This is a genomic window from Streptomyces sp. WZ.A104, assembly GCF_002382885.1.
In the GTDB taxonomy this organism is placed as follows: domain Bacteria; phylum Actinomycetota; class Actinomycetes; order Streptomycetales; family Streptomycetaceae; genus Streptomyces.
The window spans coordinates 1-4,864 of record NZ_NWVL01000153.1; the positions used below are offsets into that span (position 1 = coordinate 1).

Sequence of the window (4,864 nt, forward strand, 5' to 3'; positions counted from 1 at the left end):
CCGGACCCAACTCCAAATACACCGAAACACCCTCCGCCTCCAACACCCGCAACCCGTCCAGAAAACGCACCGGACGACGCACATGACGCACCCAGTAATCCGCAGAGCACACCTCGTCCACATCCGCCAAAGCACCCGTCACATTCGAAACAAGCGGAATACTCGGCGCCCGATAAACCACCGTCTCCGCGACCCGACGGAAATCATCCAACATCCCGTCCATATGACGCGAATGAAACGCATGACTGACCGTCAGCCGCTTCGCGCGACGCCCCCGAGACCGCCACTCCGAAACGAACTCCTCAACAGCCTCCACATCACCCGAAACCACCACCGACGACGCACTGTTCACCGCCGCGACCTCCACACGCCCCGCGAAAACACCACCACCAAGAGCCGACAGAACCTCCCCCTCCGCCCCCTCGACCGCCGCCATACCACCCGCAAGCTCGACGCCCTGCATCAACCGCCCACGAGCCGCCACCAACCGCACCGCATCCGACAACGAGAACACCCCCGCCACATGAGCAGCCGCGATCTCCCCCACCGAATGACCCATCACGAAATCCGGACGCACACCCCACGAACCCACCAACCGGAACAGCGCCACCTCCACAGCGAAAATCGCCGCCTGCGCATACACCGTCCGATCCAACACACCACCCAAACCCCCCGACATCACCTCACCCAACGAACACTCGAACTCACCCTCAAAACACCGCAGAACCTCATCCAAAGCCCCCGCGAACACCGGAAACTCAGCAGCCAACTCCCGCCCCACACCAACACGCTGACTCCCCTGCCCCGTAAACAACACCGCAGAAAGGGCGACGCCTTCGGTCACTCCGCGCACCGCTCCCGCGCCACTCTCATCCGCCGCGAGGAAGTCGAGGCCGGTGAGGAGGGTGTCGGAACGGTCGGCGAGGACGACGGCCCGGTGCTCGAACGCCGAGCGCGTGGTGGCCAGCGCCCGACCCAACGCCCTTACGTCCACCTCTTCCTGTCCCGCCACGTGCTCGCGCAGCTGTCGCACCTGTGCCCGCAGTGCCTCTTCCGTGCGGGCGGAGACCAGCACCGGCACCAGGCCGCCGTCCTGCGAGCCTTCCGCCACCGGCTGAGCTTCCTCGGGGGCCTGCTCAAGGATCACGTGGGCGTTCGTGCCGCTGATCCCGAACGAGGACACAGCCGCCCGGCGCGGGCGGCCCTCCGCTCCTTCCGGCCACGGGCGGGCCTCGTCCAGCAGTTTCACCGCACCGGCTTCCCAGTCCACCAGTGGTGTCGGCTCGTCCGCGTGGAGGGTGCGGGGCAGCACACCGTGGCGCATCGCCATCACCATCTTGATGACCCCTCCCACGCCTGCGGCCGTCTGCGTGTGCCCGAGGTTCGACTTCAACGCTCCTAGCCAGAGGGGCTGTTCGCGTTCGCTTCCCTGCCCGTACGTCGCCAGGAGCGCCTGCGCCTCGATCGGGTCACCCAGCTTCGTGCCCGTACCGTGCGCCTCCACCGCGTCGATCTCGTCGGCCGAGAGTCCGGCATGAGCGAGGGCCTGACGGATGACCCGCTCCTGGGCCGGGCCGCTGGGAGCGGTCAGGCCGTTGCTCGCACCGTCCTGATTGACGGCCGACCCCTTCACCACCGCCAGCACCCGATGCCCGTTGCGCCGCGCGTCCGACAACCGCTCCAGCACCAGCACACCAACACCCTCGGACCAGCCGGTACCGTCCGCACCCGCACCGAACGCCCGGCACCGCCCGTCCGACGACAGTCCGCCCTGGCGGCTGAACTCCACAAAGGCTCCGGGCGACGCCATCACGGTCACGCCGCCCGCCAGGGCGAGATCGCTCTCCCCCCGGCGCAGGGAGTCCGCCGCCAGGTGCAGAGCCACCAACGACGACGAGCACGCGGTGTCCAGCGTCATCGACGGACCCGAGAGCCCGAGCGAGTAGGACAGCCGGCCGGACGCCACGCTGCCCGCGGAGCCGTAGCCGAGGAGGCCTTCCAGGCCCTCCGGAATGTCCGGCAGACGCGCGGCGTAGTCGTGGTACATGACGCCCGCGAACACACCGGTCCGCGTGTCCATGAGCGACCTGGGGTCCATGCCGGACCGTTCCACCGCCTCCCAGGAGGTTTCCAGCAGCAGCCGCTGCTGGGGGTCCATCGCCAGCGCCTCACGCGGCGAGATCCCGAAGAACCCCGGGTCGAACTCCGCCGCGTCGTAGAGGAATCCACCCTGCGCGGCGAACCCCCCGTCGGCGATCTCGGGACCCCAGCCCCGGTCGTCGGGGAAGGGGCCGATCGCGTCGCGGCCGTCGCGGACGAGCTGCCAGAGTTCGTCGGGGGTACGTACTCCTCCGGGATAGCGGCAGGCCATTCCCACGATGACGATCGGGTCGTCCGTGGCGGGCGTGGCGGCCACGGCGGGGGCAGGCTGCCGGTCCACCCGGCCACCGAGCTCACGCGCCAGGTGCTCGGCGATGCGCCGGGGCGTGGGGTGGTCGAAGACGAGGGAGGCCGCGAGGTGCAGACCGGTGGCGCGGTTGAGGCGGTTGCGCAGCTCGACGGACATCAGCGAGTCGAAGCCCAGGTCCTTGAACGGTGTTTCCGTGCCGACGAGTTGACGGGGCCCGTAGCCCAGTACCTCGCTCGCGACGGCACGGACGACGTCCAGGACGGCGCGGAGCCGCTCGTGGTCCGCCAGACCGGCCACCCGGGCCGCGAGGCTCGCTCCGCCGCCCGTCCCACCGGCGCGCCCACCGCGCCGCGTCCCGCCGGGCACCAGCGACCGCAGCACGGGCGGCACACCGTCCACGCCGCGCCGCCGCAGTGCGGCCGGGTCGAAGAGCGCAGGGACCACCAGCGCACGGTCGGCCACCAGGCTCGCGTCGAAGAGCGCGAGCCCTTCCTCGGCCGACATGGCCGTCAGCCCGAGAGCGGAGAGGCGGCTCCGGTCGACGTCGGACAGTCCGCCGGTGAGGCCGCCGTCGGAGCCCCACCAGCCCCAGGCCAGGGAGACGGCGGGCAACCCCTGCGCCCGCCGGTCGTGCGCGAGGGCGTCCAGGAAGGTGTTCGCGGCGGCGTAGCCCGCCTGGCCGGCGCCGCCCAGCGTCCCGGCGAGGGACGAGAACAGAACAAAGGCGGTGAGGTCGAGGTGTGCCGTCAGTTCGTGCAGGTGCAGTGCCGCGTCGGCCTTGGGCCGCATGACACCGGCCAACCGGTCGGCGGTCAGCGTCTCGACCACACCGTCATCAAGAACGGCGGCACTGTGCACCACACCCGTGAGCGGCCGGTCACCCGGGATCGACGACAACAAAGCCGCCACCGCCTCACGGTCACCCACATCACACGCCTCGACACGGACACACGCACCCGCCCCTTCAAGCTCCCCCACCAGATCACCCACACCCTCGGCCGCCGCACCACGCCGCGAGACCAACAACAGATCCCGGACCCCGTACACAGCGACAAGCCGACGCGCCACCAACGCACCCAGACCACTCGTGCCACCCGTCACCAGCACCGTGCCACCCGGACGGAACACCACCGGACCATCAGCCCCCGAAGCAACCGCGAGCCGCACAAGACCAGGAACAAACGGCATCCCGCCCCGCACCGCCACCTGCGGCTCCGCCACACCCAACGCCGTACGCACCGCGGCCTCCTCCGCCACCGCGTCAAGACCCCGCTCCACATCCACCAGAACCAACCGCCCCGGATGCTCCGCCTGCGCCGAACGCACCAGACCCCACACCGAAGCCGCCCCCAGACCCCGGACACGCTCGCCGCCAACCACACCCACAGCACCCCGCGTCACCACCACCAACCGCGCATCAGCAAACCGCTCATCCGCCAGGAAGGCGCGGACGACGTCCAGGGCGCGGGCGGCGACCGCCGAGGCGTCGTGGGGCGCTCCCGGGCCGCTGTCGGACGACCAGACGACCAGTTCGGGGGTGTCACGGCCCTCGTCGAGGGCATCCCACGCGCCCAGGGTCGCCGGGAGCTCAGAGGTGACGTGGACGGGGCTCCACACGACGTCGAACAGTCCGTCACGCGACGCCCCGCCCACCGCCCGCAGCTGCTCGCGCGCCACGGGGCGAGCCAGCAGCCGGTCGACCGACAGGACCGGTGCGCCGGACTCGTCCGTCACCCGTACGGACAGGTCACCGCCCGGGGAGCCGGTGAGGCGGACCCGTACGGCGGTCGCGCCCGTGCGGGCCAGTTCGACGCCGGACCATACGAACGGCAGGCGCACCTCGTCGTCGGCCGGGTCGATCGAGGCGTGGAAGACGGCATCGAGGAGGGCCGGATGGACGCCGTAGGCGCCTCCGTCGGCCGCCGCCTCGGGGAGCGCGACCTCGGCGAGCAGTTCGTCGCCCAGCCGCCAGGCACGGCGCAGGCCCCGGAAGACCGGACCGTACGCGTAGCCCCGGTCGGCCAGCCGCTCGTAGAAGTCGTCGCCCAGGTCGATCTCCTCGGCGCTGTGCGGTGGCCACACCGCCGGTGCTGCGGCAACCGGAGGTTCGGTGGCGGGCCCCAACTGGCCCGCGGCGTGCAGGGTCCACACCTCCGCGCCGGGCAGAGCGGCCCCGGCGGCTCCGCCGTCGACCGGGCAGGAGTGCACGGTCACGGCGCGCCGTCCGGTGTCGTCGGGACCGGCGACGGAGACCTGAAGCCGCACCCCGGAGGTTCCGGCGAACACCAGGGGCTGTTGGAGGGTCAGCTCCTCGATACGGCCGCATCCGGCGCGTTCGCCGGTCTGGAGGGCCAGCTCCACCAGCACCGCACCGGGCAGCACCGTCGAACCGTGGACCGTATGGTCGGCCAGCCACGGATGCTCGGCGACGGAGAGCCGCCCGGTCCATACGAC

1 protein-coding gene is annotated in these 4,864 nt (G+C 71.1%); it reads right to left on the bottom strand.

What is annotated here, in order from left to right; translation table 11 throughout:
* The coding region (locus CIB93_RS36735; protein ID WP_143660142.1) for a type I polyketide synthase at positions 1-4,864 on the bottom strand (4,864 nt) is incomplete at both ends.